Source organism: Blautia schinkii (assembly GCF_013304825.1).
Classification (GTDB): Bacteria; Bacillota; Clostridia; order Lachnospirales; family Lachnospiraceae; genus Blautia_A; species Blautia_A schinkii_B.
Window position 1 is genome coordinate 132468 of sequence record NZ_JAAWUO010000009.1, and the last position, 15408, is coordinate 147875.

Sequence of the window (15408 nt, forward strand, 5' to 3'; positions counted from 1 at the left end):
TATTATGAGCAGCAGAATTGAACAGATTATTCAGGAGATTGAAGAGTATGTAGACAGCTGTAAGTTCCAGCCTCTTTCTACTACCAAGATTGTAGTGAACAAGGAGGAAATCGAGGAGCTGTTACGTGAGCTTCGTCTGAAAACTCCGGATGAGATCAAGCGTTATCAGAAGATCATCAGCAATAAGGATGCGATCCTTGAGGATGCGCAGTCCAAGGCTGATAGCCTGATCGCAGATGCACAGACTAAGGCTCAGGAGCTGGTAACACAGCACGAGATCATGCAGAAGGCATATGCACAGGCTAATGAGACGATCAATGCTGCCAACAAACAGGCACAGGAGATCCTGGATTCTGCAACACAGGATGCAAACAGCATTCGTCTCAGCGCGATCACATATACAGATGATATGATGGCTAACATCGGTTCTGTTCTGAACCAGACACTGGAAGATGCAGGCGGTAAGTACAAGGCATTTATCGATGCTCTGCAGAGCTGCCTTGATGTTGTCAACCACAATCGTCAGGAGCTTGCACCGCAGACAGCACAGGCAGCTGCAATTTCCAATACTATTCAGGAAGATGACAGCAATTCCATCACAAAAGAAGATGAAGATCTGTTAGATGACATCGGAGAGAACTAAGAGCAGAAAGAGTACTGCAGCGTTCAGACACTTGGCAGTGATATAGGGAATCATGGATAACCTGTTTTTCACTACGCTTTTTGTCTGGAACATGATGCAGAACCCGCCGAAAGCAGTCAGTATCATGGAAGAATAATATTTTGTTTTCCATGGGAGATCAGAGGTGGCGATTCTATGCAGTCCTGTTGTCAGCTCAATTGGAGCTGTGAGCAGAGTTTTTGCCAGAGGGCTGAATGGCCAGCAGTCACTGATGCAGGCAAAGATCAGTGAAAACATCAGAATATAACCCCCGAGAAGTGTAATGGTTTCGAATCCGTTCATAATCGAGACATCCAGGATGACTCCTGCAGAGTCCTGTCTGGATGTCTCTTTTTTTTGACCGGTAGGTTTGACACTGCTAACTGTAAGTCCGCGGTATACAATGAATCTAAAAAACAGCATGCAGACAATGTCTGCACTTAGAAGCAGAATAAGAATTTGAACAGAGCTTATCCGGTTTTCAAGGCAGTCTCCTGCCATATATGACAGGATAAATGCAGGGCTTGCGTTGCAGGAAAAAGAGAGCAGATATTCCCCCTCCCTGCGGGAAATCTGGTGATTTATGTAGAGGTCGTGGGAAAGCTTGGCTCCCATGGGATAACCGCAGAAAAGTCCGAGTATCAGGACATAAGTTCCTGCCGGGGAGAGTCCCAGGAGTTTTCTTGCCAGAGGTGCAGCCGGATTTAGTAATTTTCGGAGATTTCCTGTTTTCAGTAAAATTCCGGTAAGGATTAGAAAAGGCAGAAGAGTCGGAAGCATCACATTCAGCCATAATGTCAGTCCTTCTCTTGCTGCCAGGAGAGATTCAGCTGGATGAAGCAGCAAAAAAAGCAGAAGACAGAGGCAGAAAAACAATAATATTTTTTGTTTCATGAAATCCTGACCTTGCTTTTTTTACAGTATATGATTATTATAAGATATAAATGAATTTATGAAGTAAAAGGAGGCAGATATTTATGCCAGTATTAGAAAATTGCGAACCAAAGAGAGTTTTTCATTATTTTGAGGAAATCTGTAAAATCCCTCATGGTTCCGGAAATACGAAACAGATCAGTGATTTCCTTGTGAAATTTGCTGAAGATCACGGATTTAAATATGTGCAGGATGAACTGAACAACGTAGTGATTTATAAACCAGGTACACCAGGATATGAGAATTCTCCTACAGTTATCATCCAGGGACACATGGATATGGTATGTGAGAAACGGCCGGATGTAGATCATGATTTTATGAAAGATGGTCTGAATATTTCTGTAAAAGACGGCTATGTAACAGCCAACGGAACTACACTTGGCGGTGATGACGGTATTGCAGTTGCTTATGGACTTGCCCTTCTTGAAAGTACAGATATTCCGCATCCTCCACTTGAAGTGCTTATCACTGTTGATGAAGAAATCGGACTTCTTGGTGCAGTGGGACTTGACTGCAGTGTTCTGAAGGGAAGAAGATTCATCAATCTTGATTCAGAGGCAGAAGGAAGCCTTTGGATCAGCTGTGCCGGCGGACTCTCCGGTGTCAGCCATATTCCGGTTCAGCGTGTGGAAGGTGAAGGAGATAAAGTACAGGTGAAAGTCTGCGGACTGATGGGCGGACATTCCGGAGCAGAAATCGATAAGAACAGAGCCAACGCCAATAAACTGATGGGACGTTTTCTCTATGGCCTTAAGAAGGAAGCAGATTACGCGATTATTTCCCTTGAAGGTGGCAAGAAAGACAATGCCATTACAAGAGAATGTACGGCTGAATTTCTGACAGACGCAGCAGAAAAAGTAAAAGCTTACGCAAAAGAACTTCAGGTACAGATTCGTGAGGAGTATGCAGGCTCAGATGAGAATATTACTATTGAAGTAACAGAGGAAGGGGAAGCCTGCGCACAGGTTCTTCATCCGACAAGCCAGGAGAAAATCGTATTTTATCTCCAGAACGTACCGTTCGGAATTCAGAAGATGAGCGGAACAATTTCCGGACTTGTTGAGACTTCCAGCAATATCGGAATCCTCCGTCTTGATGAGGACGAACTTTTTGCAAGCTCCAGCGTAAGAAGTTCTGTAGACGCAGCATGCGGTGCACTGTCTGACAAGATCGAGTATCTTACAGAATTCCTTGGCGGTGAGTATGAAGTACAGGGCGCATATCCTGCATGGGAATACCGCAAGGAGTCTCCGTTAAGAGATAAGATGGTAGAGATTTTTGAGGAGATGTACGGACATAAGCCAGCGGTGGTCGCAATCCACGCAGGCCTTGAGTGTGGACTCTTCTACAAGAAGATGGAAGGTCTTGACTGCGTATCTCTTGGGCCGGATATGAAAGATATCCATACATCTGAGGAAGTTTTAAGCATTGCTTCTACAGAAAGGGTATGGAAATATCTCCTGAAAGTTCTTGAGAATCTGAAAGACTGATAAGAACCGAAAACGAATGAATACAGGATACCCCGGGGTGGGCAGCAGCTTTTCCCTGGGGTGTTTTTATGCACCCCTGAGTGCATATTTGCGGAAGGTATGAAACTTTTCGAGAAAAACATTCATAAAAAGGAACTCCATGCATATATATAGATTTGTGGATGCATCACACAAAAAGAGAAGTATTATATAATTTTTTGATAAAAAATTTATAAAGAATCCCTATTTTTTCGAAACATATGTTATAATAAAAAAGTATGCCGCTGTCATTAGGGACCAGACTTTAAGGATGACAGCAGATTTAAGGAGCGAGCAACATGGAAATACAGTTATGGCGAAGTATTCTGTGCCCTTATGAGCTGGCTGTCAAGGAACTGACAGTCAAATTTGAACATATGATAGAAGAGTATCGTGAGAACGATCGTTATTCCCCCATTGAACAGGTCAGTGGAAGGGTAAAGAGTGTCTCCAGTATCCTGGAGAAGATGCAGCGCAAGCATATCCCCATCGAGCAGATGGAGACTGAGGTGGAGGATCTTGCAGGAGTTAGGATCATCTGTCAGTTTGAGGAAGATATTGATACAGTAGCTGCCATTATCCGAAAAAGAACAGATATGGAAGTAAAAAGTGAGAAAAACTATCTCACCCATATCAAGCAGAGCGGATACCGCAGCTATCATATGATCCTCTACTACACAGTAGAAACTATTGACGGGCCGAAGAGACTGCAGGTAGAGATTCAGATCCGTACTATGGCGATGAATTTCTGGGCAACCATTGAGCATTCTCTTCAGTATAAATATAAAGGCGATATGCCGCCTCATGTGGCAGAACGTCTCAGCAAGGCATCTGATGCCATTATCTCACTGGATCATGAGATGTCCTCTGTGCGAAATGAGATCATGGATGCGCAGAACTCTTCACAGATGCAGTCCAATCTGGTGAAGGATATTCTGAATAATATTGAGAATCTTTACCGGGTATCCAGTGAACGTGAAGTCAGCAAGATCCAGGATGAATTTCTCAGGGTCTTTAAGACCAAGGATCTGCGGCAGCTGGAGAGATTTCACAGACAGCTGGACATCATTGCCGAAGGCTACAGAGCACAGGCTGTTCATCACAGCATGTAGATGCCCCGGCATTAGTGGCTGAAAGATTCGTAAATCTGAAAATATAGATACATATGAGGAATGATAAATGCAGGATTTTTTACCGGTTACAAGGGAAGATATGAAGTCAAGAGGCTGGGAGGCGGTTGATTTTGTCTATGTCACAGGCGATGCATACGTAGATCATCCGTCTTTTGGATCAGCAATCATCGGACGTCTTCTGGAGAGCAGAGGCTACCGTGTAGGCATGATCCCTCAGCCTGACTGGCGCAGGAAAGAGAGTATCCAGGTGTTCGGGGAACCGCGCCTGGGTTTTCTTGTTACGGCGGGAAACATGGATTCCATGGTGAATCATTACACAGTTTCCAAAAAACGCAGAAGTACAGATGCCTATTCCCCAGGGGGAAAAATGGGCCTGAGACCGGACCGTGCTTCTGTTGTATACAGCAATCTGATCCGGCAGACATATAAACATACGCCTATCATTCTTGGCGGTATTGAAGCAAGCCTCCGGAGAATGGCACACTACGATTACTGGGAGAATAAGGTTAAGCACAGTATTCTTATTGATTCCGGTGCAGATCTTATTTCTTATGGTATGGGTGAGCACTCGATCCTGGAGATCGCAGAGGCACTGCAGAGCGGGATCCCTGTGGATGAGATAACCTATGTGGCAGGAACCGTTTTTAAGAGCCATGATATCGGCAGGGTGTACGAGCCTTTGACCCTTCCGGATTTTGAACAGGTACAGACAGATAAGAAGGCTTATGCAGACAGTTTTGCCATCCAGTATCGGAACACAGATCCGTTTACAGCGAAACCTTTGGCAGAATCCTATGGAAACCGTGGATATGTAATACAGAATCCGCCTGCACAGCCACTGACACAAACAGAAATGGATGATGTCTACGATCTTCCTTATACAGGACAGTACCATCCTATGTATCAGAAAGATGGCGGAATTCCGGCACTGAAGGAAATCAAGTTCAGCCTGACCAGTAACCGGGGATGCTTCGGAAGCTGCAATTTCTGCGCGCTGACATTTCACCAGGGACGTATTCTACAGACAAGGAGCCATGAATCCATTCTGAAAGAAGCTGTCAGGATGACAGAGGATCCTGATTTTAAGGGGTATATCCATGATGTAGGAGGCCCGACAGCAGATTTCCGTCATCCGTCCTGCAAAAAGCAGCTGACAAAAGGTGTCTGCCAGAACCGGCAGTGCCTGTTTCCGTCTCCATGCAAGAACCTTACGGTGGATCACAAGGATTATCTCACACTTCTCAGGAAAGTCCGGAATATTCCGAAAGTCAAGAAAGTTTTTGTACGTTCTGGTATCCGCTTTGATTATCTGATGGCAGATCCGGACAAAACATTCTTAAATGAACTTGTGAAATATCATGTAAGCGGACAGCTTCGTGTGGCACCGGAGCACGTTTCTGATGAAGTCCTGAAATATATGGGAAAACCTCAGCATGCAGTTTATGAAGGTTTCCTGAAAGAATATGAAAAAGCCAATGCACGTACCGGGAAGCAGCAATACGCAGTTCCTTATTTCATGTCTTCTCATCCGGGATGTACTATGAAGGAAGCCGTGAAGCTTGCAGAATATGTCCGGGATCTTGGATTTACGCCGGAACAGGTGCAGGATTTTTACCCGACTCCGTCAACACTTTCCACCTGCATGTACTATACGGGAATCCATCCTCTTACAGGAGAAAAGGTATATGTGCCGAAGAATCCTCATGAAAAAGCGATTCAGAGAGCCCTGATGCAGTACAAGAACCCGGAGAACAGGGAGCTGATCCTGGAGGGGCTTAAAATGACAGGCAGGATGGATCTGGTAGGATTTGGCCCGAAATGCCTGATTCGCCCAAGAGAGCTCCATGGAAAAAATACTTCAGGCAAAAGGAAGTCTGACATAAAACAGGGAACACGAAATTCCACAGGCAGAAATTCCGGCAGAAAAAATCCATGTTCTTCATCGAAACAGATAAAAAAAACACAGGTAAGGAGTTCCGTAAATGAAAAATACAAAAAAAACAAAAACAAGAAAAGGTGATTTCGGATACTTCAACAGTGAAAAAAAACGACGGCTTCTGATCACGGCAGGTCTTTTTTCTCTGCCCCTTCTGATCTTCTTTGTGGCCTGGGCTGTTAATGGCACAAGGATGACAGTGTGGACAGTGCTTACAGTGGTAGGCTGCCTTCCTGGCTGCAAATCTATGGTGAGTCTGATCATGATCCTGATGCGCCACCCTATGGATGAGAAGCTTTTTAAAGAGATCCGGAGTCATGCAGGAGATCTTGTCATGTCTTACGAGATGTACATGACTTTTTATGAAAAAAGCGGCTATCTTGATGCAGTTGCTGTATGCGGAAATACAGTGGTAGGATATACCAGCGATCCCAAAGCAGATATCGCATATCTGGCAGAGCAGTCCCAGAAGATTGTGCGCAAGAACGGATACAAAGTAGATGTAAAGATCCTCAAAGATCTGAAACCATATCTGGAACGTCTGGATTCCATGATCGAGCATAAAGAATCTCTGCGGAGCGGAATCAAATTCACACCAGACGACCGTTATCCGGATCTTTCCAGGGAAGAGCTGATCAAGCATACGATCCTGGCAATCTGCCTGTAGGAGTATTATATAATGAAAGAATTTATCATCAATGACAACGAGGCAGGGCAGCGTTTTGACAAATATCTGGCGAAACTTTTAAGAGAGGCACCTAAGAGCTTCTTCTATAAAATGATGCGAAAGAAAAACATCATACTCAACGGAAAAAAAGCAACCGGCAATGAGAAGCTGCTTTCCGGAGATCATGTGAAGCTGTTTTTAAGTGATGAGACTTTTGAGAAATTCAGCGGAAGTGTTCCTGCGCCGAGAGCGAAGCATTCCCTGGATATTGTGTATGAGGACGAACATATTCTGCTGATCAATAAGCCTTCGGGAATGCTCTCCCAGCCGGCAGATGACGGAACGCCTTCCCTGGTGGAATATCTGACAAGCTATCTTCTTGAAAATGGAAGCCTTACAGAAGAAGAACTTCGAACATTCCGGCCATCTGTATGCAATCGTCTTGACAGGAATACCACAGGCCTGATTGCAGCCGGAAAGAGCCTTCCAGGATTGCAGGAGCTTTCCGGAATGTTTAAATCCAGAAATCTCCATAAGTATTATCTGTGCCTGGTGGAGGGAGTACTGTCAGAAAAAAAGCATATCAAAGGCTACCTGGCAAAAGATAAAAAAAATAACAAAGTAACCATCTACAGATCAGAGAAAGAAGGTACACTGCCTGTTGAGACGAGATATTTTCCTCTGGGAAACAACGGGAAAAGGACACTTCTTAAGGTAGAGCTGATCACAGGACGTGCACACCAGATCCGTGCACATCTGGCATCAGAAGGCCATCCTGTAGTGGGAGATCCGAAATACGGAAGAACAGGAGCGAAAATAAAAAGCCAGCTTCTTCATTCCTTCCGTCTGGAGTTTCCTTCAATGGAAGGCACACTTTCTTATCTTTCGGGAAAAGCGTTCACAGCACCGGTACCGGAGATCTTTCTTGGAACATTAAAAGAGGAACAGTTGGAGGAGAGTTATTATGAAAATCTGGAATGAAATATGGGACTATGTGAAGATGATCATCATTGTGGTGGTTGTAGTCCTTGTTATCAATAATGTAGTACTGATCAATGCAAAGATCCCGTCAGAATCCATGGAAAACACCATCATGACAGGAGACCGTATTTTCGGTTATCGTCTTGCTTATGGCTTGAATCTTGATCTTTTCGGAAAAGAGATCTCTAAAAAATGGAAAGATCCGGAGCGTTTTGACATTGTGATCTTCAAATATCCGGATGATGAGTCACAGCTTTTTATCAAACGTCTTATCGGACTTCCGGGAGATAAAGTTGAGATCAGAAACGGCAAAGTATACATTAATGATTCAGAGACCCCTCTCGAAGATGATTATGTTCCGGAAACTCCGCTTGGCAGTTTCGGACCTTATGAAGTACCTGAAAACTGTTACTTTATGATGGGAGATAACCGAAATAACTCCAAGGATTCCAGATACTGGACAAACACTTATGTACGTTTTGACCAGATCATCGGAAAAGCTGAGATCCGTTATTTCCCGTCCATCAAACTTCTGAATTAAAAGGCAGGATAAAAAATGGCAACATGGAACAGCAGAGGTCTCAGAGGTTCCACGCTGGAGGAACTGATCAACCGAACCAATGACCAGTACAGAGAGAAAGGACTTGCCTTGATCCAGAAGATTCCCACACCTATCACACCGGTGAAAATGGACAAGAATAGCCGACACATCACACTGGCGTATTTTGAACAGAAAAGTACAGTAGACTATATCGGAGCAGTGCAGGGAATCCCTGTCTGCTTCGATGCAAAAGAATGCTGTGTAAAGACCTTTCCCCTTGCGAATATTCATCCTCACCAGGTAACTTTTATGGAAGAGTTTGAAAAACAGAAGGGGATTGCTTTTTTTCTGATTTATTTCAGCGCAGACAATGTTTTTTACTATCTGACGCTTCGCAAACTTCAGGAATTCTGGAATCGGATGGAAGCAGGGGGAAGAAAAAGTTTCCGGAGGGATGAGCTGGATGAGGAGTTTTATCTTACTGGAAAAAATGGATTTCTGGTACCATATCTGGACGGGATCCAGAAAGATCTGCAATTACGGGATTGACTTTTGGAAAACTTTCCTATATAATCTATTTTAGTTTTTCTACGGTAGCATGGTAACGAACTAAAGTAAAGCCGCAGAATTTCAAATTGTTTTACGGAGGAGATCATTATGCAGCGTATTTTTCATACACCTGAAGGTGTGCGAGACATTTACGGAGAGGAATGCAGCCGCAAGAAACGGCTCCAGAAGGAGCTCCATCAGGTGTTTTCAAGATATGGATATGAAGATATAGAGACACCGGGATTTGAATATTTCGAAGTATTCAGCAATGAAGTAGGAACGATTCCATCCAAAGATCTTTATAAATTTTTTGACAGAGAGGGTAATACACTTGTTTTAAGACCGGATTTTACACCGTCTGTATCAAGAGCATGTGCAACATATTTTGATCCGGAGAACGGACCGGTAAGTCTGTGCTATACAGGAAATACTTTTATCAATAATTCCAGTTACAGAGGTCAGATGAAAGAGAACACTCAGATGGGTGTAGAACATATTGGTGATGATTCCGCAGCAGCAGATGCGGAGATTCTTGCCATGACTGTGGAATGTCTGAAGGCAGCAGGACTTACAGAGTTTCAGGTCAGTGTAGGACAGGTGGATTATTACAAATCCATTCTTGCAGAGGCAGATCTGGAACCGGAGATTGAAGAACATCTTCGTGAACTGATCTCCCAGAAGAATTATTTCGGTGTGGAAGAGCTTCTGAAGGGACAGAGCTTAGATGAAAATCTTTCTAAAACCTTTGCAGAGCTGCCGCAAATGTTCGGATCTGCGGAAGTCCTGGAGAAAGCGAAGTCCCTTACCACTAATACGGAAGCTCTGGCAGCTGTCAGCCGACTGGAGGAGATCTATGAGATCCTGAAAGTTTACGGATGTGAGAAGTATATTGCGTTTGACTTTGGAATGCTGAGTAAATTCCGCTATTATACAGGAATTATTTTCCAGGCCTATACATATGGAACCGGTGAGCCATTAGTTAAAGGCGGACGTTATAATGAACTGATGAAACATTTCGGAAAACCTGCTTCCTCCATTGGTTTTGCCATTGTTGTGGATAATTTGATGCTTGCTCTTTCCAGACAGAAGCTGGATGTTCCAGCTGGAGAGGAAACAGTTGTGATTACGTACAAGCAGGAAGAATTAAACGAAGCTATCAAAGAAGTTATGAAACTTCGTAAAGAAGGAAAAAATGTGGCATTACGCCCGTCAAAGGAGGAGCAGGACTGATGCGATATCTTACATTTGCCCTCACAAAAGGGCGTCTGGCTAATAAAACTTTGGACATGTTTGAAAAGATCGGAATCACATGTGAGGAGATGCGTGACAAGGACTCCCGAAAACTGATCTTTGTCAATGAGGAACTGAAACTGAAATTTTTCCTTGCAAAAGGACCGGATGTGCCGACTTATGTGGAGTACGGTGCAGCTGATATCGGTATCGTAGGAAAAGATACGATTCTGGAAGAAGGACGTAAGCTTTACGAGGTCATGGATCTGGGATTCGGAGCCTGCCGTATGTGTGTGTGCGGACCGGAAAGTGCCCGTGAAGTGCTTGATAACAATCAGCTGATCCGTGTAGCTACCAAGTATCCAAATATTGCAAAAGATTATTTCTATAACAAGAAACATCAGACTGTGGAGATCATCAAACTGAACGGTTCCATTGAGCTTGCACCGATTGTCGGTCTTTCCGAGGTGATCGTGGATATCGTAGAAACAGGAAGCACTCTCCGGGAGAACGGACTGAAAGTACTGGAGGAGGTTTGCCCGCTGTCTGCACGTATGGTAGTCAACCAGGTAAGCATGAAGATGGAAGATGAACGTATCCGCAAACTGATCACAGAATTAAGAAGCGTGATAAAGTAAATTCTCCGGACTATAAGGAGAACTAAATACAGAAAGAAGGCAGAGATTTAATATGCGTAAGGTAAAACTGACCAAGGAATCTACTAAAGATATTCTGGAGAATCTTTTAAAAAGAAGCCCGAACAATTACGGCAAATATGAAGATGCAGTAACTACTATCCTCGCAAAAGTAAGGGCAGAGGGAGATGCAGCACTTTTCGAATATACAAAAGAATTCGATAAGGTTGACGTAACAAAAGAGACAATCCGTGTCACACAAGAAGAAATTGACGAGGCATATAAACTGGTAGATCCGTCACTTATTGATGTAATCCGCAAGGCTCTTGTAAATATCCGCAGCTTTCATGAAAAACAGCTTCAGAACAGCTGGTTCACAAGCACAACTGACGGAACCATGCTTGGACAGAAAGTAACTGCCCTGAACCGCGTAGGTGTCTACGTTCCAGGCGGAAAAGCTGTTTATCCGTCTTCTGTACTTATGAATATTGTTCCTGCAAAAGTTGCTGGCGTTGACCGTATCGTGATGACAACACCTCCTGGAAAAGACGGCAAGGTAAATCCAAGTACACTGGTAGCTGCCAATGAGGCAGGGGCAGATGAGATCTATAAAGTCGGCGGCGCGCAGGCCATCGGTGCTCTTGCATACGGAACAGAGAGCATCCCGAAAGTAGATAAAATCGTAGGACCTGGAAATATTTTTGTGGCTCTTGCTAAAAAGGCTGTTTATGGCTATGTAAGCATTGATTCCATTGCGGGTCCAAGCGAGATCCTTGTTCTTGCAGATGAAACAGCGAATCCGCACTATATTGCAGCAGATCTTCTTTCCCAGGCAGAGCATGATGAGATGGCATCTGCGATCCTGATCACAACAAGCGAGGAATTCGCAGACCAGGTCGATAAAGAAGTCATAGGTTTCGTGGAGAAACTTTCCAGAAAAGCGATCATTGAGAAATCTCTTGAGAATTTTGGCTACATCCTGATTGCTGAGGATATGGATGAAGCTATTGAGGCTGCCAATGAGATCGCTTCTGAGCATATGGAGATCGTTACCAGAAATCCATTCGAAGATATGATGAAAGTCCGCAATGCAGGTGCGATCTTTATCGGTCAGTACAGCTCTGAGCCTCTTGGAGATTATTTTGCAGGACCGAACCATGTGCTTCCGACCAACGGAACTGCCAAATTCTTCTCAGCACTTTCTGTTGACGATTTTATCAAGAAATCAAGCATTGTATATTATTCCAGAGAAGCACTGAAAAAGATTCACAAAGATATCGTACAGTTTGCCACATCCGAACAGCTGACAGCTCATGCCAATTCCATTGCTGTCCGTTTTGAAGATGAGGATAAGGAGAACGAATAATGGCAAGAGAAGCATCCATTGAGAGAAATACAAAAGAAACTCAGATCCGGTTGAAACTGAATATTGACGGAACCGGACGTTCTGATATCAATACAGGCATCGGATTTTTTGACCATATGCTTGATGGATTTACACGCCATGGGCTTTATGATCTTGATCTTAAGGTTCATGGAGATCTGGATGTAGATGATCACCATACAATAGAAGATACAGGAATCGTTCTTGGAAATGCCATCCGTGAGGCAGTTGGCGATAAAAAAGGCATCAGGCGTTATGGCAGCTGTATCCTTCCTATGGATGAGGTTCTGGTACTTTGTGCAGTGGATCTTTCGGGAAGGCCGTATCTTGGCTGGGACGCAGAGTTTCCAACAGAGAAGCTCGGTGATATGGCAACGGAGATGGTGAAAGAGTTTTTCTATGCAGTTTCCTATTCTGCAGCAATGAACCTTCATATTAAGGTTCTCTCAGGCGGAAACAGCCATCATGTTGCAGAAGCCATGTTCAAAAGCTTTGCAAAAGCTCTTGATGCTGCCATACAGTATGATTCCCGAATCACAGATGTACTTTCCACAAAGGGAAGTCTCTGATATAAAGGAGAGGTTATGAATAAACAGTTGATTCCCTGTCTTTATCTTCATTCTGAGAGGGCAGTGACAGGATTTGGGCAGAGAAATCTTTTCGGAGATGGAAATGTAGAGACACTTGCGAAGTTTTATGGCGACAACGGTGCCGATGAACTGCTGGTGTTTGACTTTTCTTCTGCTGATGCAGAACACGACCGTGCCATCGGAAAAATCCGGGATATCTGCCGCAGCGCGGAGATCCCGGTGATCGCAGCCGGAAATATCAAGCGTGCGGAGGATGTAAAGAAGCTGATCTATGCAGGATGTGCAAGAGTTGTGCTGAATTTTTCCAAGGAGAGCAATATCAGGCTTCTGGAAGAGGTATCCAGACGTTTCGGAAAAGAGCGCATGGTTATAAGTATTTCTGATCTCAGAGAGTTTACAGAGAATCAGGATCTGATTGAGAAATATGCAGACCGTGTTCTTGCACTGGATACTGTGCAGGATGAGATTGCAGAGATATCATCAGTATCTATCATCCTTCACACAGATGAGAGTAAAAAAGAGAAAGTCATGGAGCTTTTGAAAGATGATGCAGTTTCTGCGCTTTGTGGTGCTTATGTAAACAGCATGGAGAACGATCTGCACACACTGAAAGAAGACTGTGAAAAAGCAGGAATTCCGGTTAATACTTATAAGAGCAATATTGTATGGTCTGATTTTAAACTGAACAGTGACGGAATGGTTCCTGTTATTGTGCAGGACTACCGTACAGACGAGGTGCTGATGCTGGCCTACATGAATGAGCTGGCTTTTGATACCACACTGAAGCTGGGAAAGATGACTTACTGGAGTCGCAGCAGAAATGAGCTTTGGACAAAAGGTCTCACTTCCGGTCATGTCCAGTATGTAAAGTCTCTTACGATTGACTGCGACAATGATACCATCCTTGCAAAAGTAGATCAGGTAGGAGCAGCCTGCCATACCGGAAACCGTACCTGCTTCTTTAAGCCACTGATGAAAAAAGAGTGTGATGATACCAATCCGCTTCATGTATTCCAGAACGTCTACGACGTGATCACAGACCGCAAAGAACATCCGAAAGAAGGTTCTTACACCAATTATCTTTTTGATAAAGGAATCGACAAGATTCTTAAAAAAGTCGGTGAAGAGTGCACGGAGATTGTGATCGCAGCCAAGAATCCGGATAAAGAAGAGATCAAATACGAGATTTCTGATTTCCTCTATCATATGATGGTGCTTATGGTAGAAAAAGGTGTCAGCTGGGAGGATATCACCAGAGAGCTGTCAAAAAGATAATAATTTCCCGAGATTCATCTATACAGTGCCGTTTAGGCATGATATACTTATCAGATAAAGTGCGGAACTATAATGATAAGAGGAAAGGGAAACAACCAATGATCAAAATTGATGACTGGGTGATTGAAAAAGGAGAGAAAGCACAGGGAAAGATTGAAATCATCGGATGTGGTATGGCAATGCCGGCTACCGTGATCTGCGGAGCAGAAGATGGTCCTACCATACTGATCACAGCAGGAATCCACAGTGCGGAATATGTAGGAATCCAGGCGGCCATGGAACTGGCGAAGGAATTTCAGCCTGAGAAACTGAAAGGGAATGTGATCATCATTCCCCTTGTGAATGTCAGTGGATTTGAACATCGTACCATGAGCATGGTTTATGAAGACGGAAAGAATTTAAATCGTGTTTTCCCGGGCAATCCGGAAGGAACAGCTGCAGAACGCATTGCCTACACCATTGTCAAAAAACTCTTTTCCATCACAGACTACTACATTGATCTGCACAGCGGAGACGGATATGAGCAGCTTCATCCGTATGTTTACTATGTAGGCGTTGTAGACGAAGATACTGTGGAGAAATCTTTACATATGGCAAGACATATCGGCGTGAAATATGTAGTTCGTTCCACAACAGCTACAGGTGGTGCTTATAATTATGCGGCTTCTCTTGGAATTCCAAGTATCCTTATAGAAAGAGGCGGTCACAGTTACTGGACATGGGAGGAAGTGGAACAGGACAAACGGGATGTCCGCCATCTTATCCTTCATCTTCAGGGGAAGAAATGCCAGGGACTGAAACATTACCGCCAGATGCTTCTGGAAAATGTTGTCTATGAATATGCACCTTACACCGGATGCTGGTATCCGTCAAAGAAGCCGGGAGAATACTTCTTCAAAGGGGAAGACCTGGGAGAACTTCGGGATTATTACGGAAATCTTCTTTATACATCTGTTGCAACAGAGAATGGCGTGGTTCTCTACCAGACAGCAAGTCTGAATATTATTGAAGATGGTCCGATGATCGCATATGCGGCGATCACTGAGACTTTATTTGAAAGTGAATAAGAAAAGTTATTAAAAGAGTCCAGGAAATTCCTGTATGTTACGGACATACCTCAGTCAGGAATGTTACGTAATATGCAGGGGTTTTTTACTTTATAGTCATATTATCTCAGTAATATATACATATTGGGGTATACGTATATTATCCGAAATACCTTATGGGGTATAGGTACAATTCGGAAAAAAAGCAAATTGTGTCAAAAATATGAAAAATATTGTATTTTTCTATAGACAGGAAATATTTTCTGTCATATAATTAATTTCGTAACTATAAATGAGCAAATTTGAAAAAATGCACAAAATTATCCTGCTAATTTCATA

At 43.6% G+C, this 15408-nt stretch carries 15 protein-coding genes; 14 read left to right on the forward strand and 1 reads right to left on the reverse strand.

The window, feature by feature from the left end:
- The first annotated feature begins 4 nt into the window (after nt 1-4).
- Nucleotides 5-643 carry an ATPase gene (locus HFM85_RS08660; RefSeq protein ID WP_173737833.1) on the forward strand — a complete coding sequence of 213 codons (639 nt, stop codon included), beginning with the start codon at nt 5-7 and terminating at the stop codon, nt 641-643.
- On the opposite strand, the gene HFM85_RS08665 is transcribed toward HFM85_RS08660, so the two are convergent.
- On the reverse strand, nt 620-1555 hold the full coding sequence (locus HFM85_RS08665; RefSeq protein ID WP_173737834.1) for a hypothetical protein: 936 nt from the start codon (nt 1553-1555) through the stop codon (nt 620-622). The two genes, HFM85_RS08660 and HFM85_RS08665, sit on opposite strands and share 24 nt — an antisense overlap.
- A gap of 83 nt (nt 1556-1638) precedes the next feature.
- Between HFM85_RS08665 and HFM85_RS08670 the strand changes: the two genes are divergently transcribed.
- From HFM85_RS08670 to HFM85_RS08730, 13 genes are all read left to right on the forward strand, one after another.
- A complete protein-coding gene (locus tag HFM85_RS08670; protein ID WP_173737835.1) occupies nt 1639-3084 on the forward strand; it encodes an aminoacyl-histidine dipeptidase in 1446 nt (481 codons plus the stop codon).
- Nucleotides 3085-3401: 317 nt separating this feature from the next.
- Nucleotides 3402-4214 carry a GTP pyrophosphokinase gene (locus HFM85_RS08675; RefSeq protein ID WP_173737836.1) on the forward strand — a complete coding sequence of 271 codons (813 nt, stop codon included), beginning with the start codon at nt 3402-3404 and terminating at the stop codon, nt 4212-4214.
- Nucleotides 4215-4281: 67 nt separating this feature from the next.
- Nucleotides 4282-6255: a YgiQ family radical SAM protein gene (locus tag HFM85_RS08680; RefSeq protein ID WP_173737837.1), complete on the forward strand. Its 1974-nt coding sequence runs from the start codon at nt 4282-4284 to the stop codon at nt 6253-6255.
- Nucleotides 6218-6838 carry a hypothetical protein gene (locus tag HFM85_RS08685; protein WP_173737838.1) on the forward strand — a complete coding sequence of 207 codons (621 nt, stop codon included), beginning with the start codon at nt 6218-6220 and terminating at the stop codon, nt 6836-6838. The genes HFM85_RS08680 and HFM85_RS08685 overlap by 38 nt, the downstream gene beginning before the upstream one ends.
- Before the next feature lie 12 nt (nt 6839-6850).
- Complete coding sequence (locus tag HFM85_RS08690) at nt 6851-7819, forward strand: RluA family pseudouridine synthase (RefSeq protein ID WP_173737839.1); 969 nt, start codon at nt 6851-6853, stop codon at nt 7817-7819.
- Nucleotides 7803-8360 (forward strand): signal peptidase I, encoded by a 558-nt coding sequence (gene lepB, locus HFM85_RS08695; RefSeq protein ID WP_173737840.1) that lies wholly within the window; start codon nt 7803-7805, stop codon nt 8358-8360. The genes HFM85_RS08690 and lepB overlap by 17 nt, the downstream gene beginning before the upstream one ends.
- 15 nt (nt 8361-8375) lie before the next feature.
- Nucleotides 8376-8909 carry a Holliday junction resolvase RecU gene (locus HFM85_RS08700; RefSeq protein ID WP_173737841.1) on the forward strand — a complete coding sequence of 178 codons (534 nt, stop codon included), beginning with the start codon at nt 8376-8378 and terminating at the stop codon, nt 8907-8909.
- Nucleotides 8910-9017: 108 nt separating this feature from the next.
- Nucleotides 9018-10139 carry an ATP phosphoribosyltransferase regulatory subunit gene (hisZ, locus tag HFM85_RS08705; RefSeq protein WP_173737842.1) on the forward strand — a complete coding sequence of 374 codons (1122 nt, stop codon included), beginning with the start codon at nt 9018-9020 and terminating at the stop codon, nt 10137-10139.
- On the forward strand, nt 10139-10777 hold the full coding sequence (gene hisG / locus HFM85_RS08710) for an ATP phosphoribosyltransferase (RefSeq protein WP_173737843.1): 639 nt from the start codon (nt 10139-10141) through the stop codon (nt 10775-10777). The genes hisZ and hisG overlap by 1 nt, the downstream gene beginning before the upstream one ends.
- Nucleotides 10778-10829: 52 nt before the next feature.
- Nucleotides 10830-12140 (forward strand): histidinol dehydrogenase, encoded by a 1311-nt coding sequence (hisD, locus tag HFM85_RS08715; protein WP_173737844.1) that lies wholly within the window; start codon nt 10830-10832, stop codon nt 12138-12140.
- Nucleotides 12140-12727: an imidazoleglycerol-phosphate dehydratase HisB gene (gene hisB, locus HFM85_RS08720; RefSeq protein ID WP_173737845.1), complete on the forward strand. Its 588-nt coding sequence runs from the start codon at nt 12140-12142 to the stop codon at nt 12725-12727. The genes hisD and hisB overlap by 1 nt, the downstream gene beginning before the upstream one ends.
- 15 nt (nt 12728-12742) lie before the next feature.
- Nucleotides 12743-14023, forward strand: coding sequence for a bifunctional phosphoribosyl-AMP cyclohydrolase/phosphoribosyl-ATP diphosphatase HisIE (gene hisIE / locus HFM85_RS08725; RefSeq protein WP_173737846.1), 1281 nt, complete (start codon nt 12743-12745; stop codon nt 14021-14023).
- A gap of 98 nt (nt 14024-14121) precedes the next feature.
- On the forward strand, nt 14122-15090 hold the full coding sequence (locus HFM85_RS08730; protein ID WP_173737847.1) for a M14 family metallopeptidase: 969 nt from the start codon (nt 14122-14124) through the stop codon (nt 15088-15090).
- Nucleotides 15091-15408: the final 318 nt, after the last annotated feature.

What these genes read in the sequence shown, in the direction of transcription:
- HFM85_RS08660 (WP_173737833.1), top strand. Translation starts at nt 5, where the DNA reads ATGAGCAGCAGAATTGAACAGATTATTCAGGAGATTGAAGAGTATGTA.
- HFM85_RS08665 (WP_173737834.1), bottom strand. Translation starts at nt 1,555, where the DNA reads ATGAAACAAAAAATATTATTGTTTTTCTGCCTCTGTCTTCTGCTTTTT.
- HFM85_RS08670 (WP_173737835.1), top strand. Translation starts at nt 1,639, where the DNA reads ATGCCAGTATTAGAAAATTGCGAACCAAAGAGAGTTTTTCATTATTTT.
- HFM85_RS08675 (WP_173737836.1), top strand. Translation starts at nt 3,402, where the DNA reads ATGGAAATACAGTTATGGCGAAGTATTCTGTGCCCTTATGAGCTGGCT.
- HFM85_RS08680 (WP_173737837.1), top strand. Translation starts at nt 4,282, where the DNA reads ATGCAGGATTTTTTACCGGTTACAAGGGAAGATATGAAGTCAAGAGGC.
- HFM85_RS08685 (WP_173737838.1), top strand. Translation starts at nt 6,218, where the DNA reads ATGAAAAATACAAAAAAAACAAAAACAAGAAAAGGTGATTTCGGATAC.
- HFM85_RS08690 (WP_173737839.1), top strand. Translation starts at nt 6,851, where the DNA reads ATGAAAGAATTTATCATCAATGACAACGAGGCAGGGCAGCGTTTTGAC.
- lepB (WP_173737840.1), top strand. Translation starts at nt 7,803, where the DNA reads ATGAAAATCTGGAATGAAATATGGGACTATGTGAAGATGATCATCATT.
- HFM85_RS08700 (WP_173737841.1), top strand. Translation starts at nt 8,376, where the DNA reads ATGGCAACATGGAACAGCAGAGGTCTCAGAGGTTCCACGCTGGAGGAA.
- hisZ (WP_173737842.1), top strand. Translation starts at nt 9,018, where the DNA reads ATGCAGCGTATTTTTCATACACCTGAAGGTGTGCGAGACATTTACGGA.
- hisG (WP_173737843.1), top strand. Translation starts at nt 10,139, where the DNA reads ATGCGATATCTTACATTTGCCCTCACAAAAGGGCGTCTGGCTAATAAA.
- hisD (WP_173737844.1), top strand. Translation starts at nt 10,830, where the DNA reads ATGCGTAAGGTAAAACTGACCAAGGAATCTACTAAAGATATTCTGGAG.
- hisB (WP_173737845.1), top strand. Translation starts at nt 12,140, where the DNA reads ATGGCAAGAGAAGCATCCATTGAGAGAAATACAAAAGAAACTCAGATC.
- hisIE (WP_173737846.1), top strand. Translation starts at nt 12,743, where the DNA reads ATGAATAAACAGTTGATTCCCTGTCTTTATCTTCATTCTGAGAGGGCA.
- HFM85_RS08730 (WP_173737847.1), top strand. Translation starts at nt 14,122, where the DNA reads ATGATCAAAATTGATGACTGGGTGATTGAAAAAGGAGAGAAAGCACAG.